At 44.6% G+C, this 1,297-nt stretch carries 1 pseudogene; it reads right to left on the reverse strand.

Features of this window, described 5'->3' with window-relative positions:
• Positions 1-626 precede the first annotated feature (626 nt).
• Positions 627-1,297, reverse strand: a pseudogene (locus DCCM_RS18525) (hypothetical protein); the annotation flags it as partial.

The following is a 1,297-nucleotide window of genomic DNA, read 5'->3' on the forward strand; positions in this document are numbered from 1 at the left end:
TGAAAAACTCTAACTTGAATAACTCTGAAAATGTTTGAAGTTTATTATCGCATGGATCAGATTATTATATAAGGCACTCAGTTTTTAAGCGCTTACGCTGAGCCGGTTCCATGGCTGAAAGGGAAAAAACGAGCAGAGAAAGAAAACAGCCGGGTAATCCGCGTGGGGTCTACCGGCCTTCCATGCAAACATATGGGACTTTTATTTATGACACAAAAGAACCGTCCCCATGTGTCCCAGTTTTTAAGCGCTTACCGTTCCCCCCGGGGGCTTCCATCAGTGAGTCATTGAGTTTGATAACAACGGAACCGTCCCCGCGTTATCCCCCTAGGTCCGTCCCCGTGTTATCCATACGTCCCCGTGTTATCCATAAGCTCTTAAACAACAGGTGCATTGAAGGTAATCCCCGGCACGGTTGTCCGGTTTTTTATTTTTCAATGCACCCTTTGATTAAGCGCTTACCTTACTTACTAATTACGCAATTATGGAGCTGATATCGCGGACAGGAACTTCACCTATCAATTCAGTAAGGCAGTTAAAGAATGCCCCTTGTCATTATGACAAGGGGCTAAGTTCTCCACTTCTTTCTTTAGTGACTAACTTATAAAGTAACGTTTCGCTATTATTTAAGCACTGGTAGACAAGTCGTTAACATCCACAGTTACTGCACCAGAAGAGAACCTCAAATCTAGATCAGTAATCTGCGCATCAGAACCAGGAGTTACATTAACACCAGCGAATGTAGCAACACCGTTAACTGCGTTTACAGTTAATGTTCCACCCAGAGTAGCGCCCGCAGGAGTGGTTGCTCCGTTAATAGCTAATGTAACAGCATCTGTAGCGGAAGCACCAGTAGCACATGTATTGCCATATTGGTCTTTGAGAGTAATTACAGGCTGTGTTGCCATATCTACAGCGGCAATACCAGCTCTTACTCCCAATACGGGAGGTGTAGTTGCAGTTAGGCTAGCACAAGCTCCAGCTGCAGGGTTCACTGCTAAAGCTGCAGTTACGATTGTACCATCAATAGTAGCCACTAGGTTTTGAGCTGCGGCATTGGTTAGTGTCACAGATACAGTCGCAACACCGTTATTAAATGTCACGTTTTGGGCAACAGGTAGTGTGGGTGCAGTTGTGTCGGGAGCATTTGTGCCACCAGTAATTGTGACAGCATATGTTCCATTTAACTGGTTACCAAAAGTAGTTATTGTTAAGTTAGTTGCTGTTCCTACTGTTGCAACTGTACCAGACAGTGAAGCAGTTGTAGGAGCAGTGTTAAGGGTTACTGTTACGTTAG

This window comes from Desulfocucumis palustris (assembly GCF_002933875.1).
Classification (GTDB): Bacteria; Bacillota; Desulfotomaculia; order Desulfotomaculales; family Desulfocucumaceae; genus Desulfocucumis; species Desulfocucumis palustris.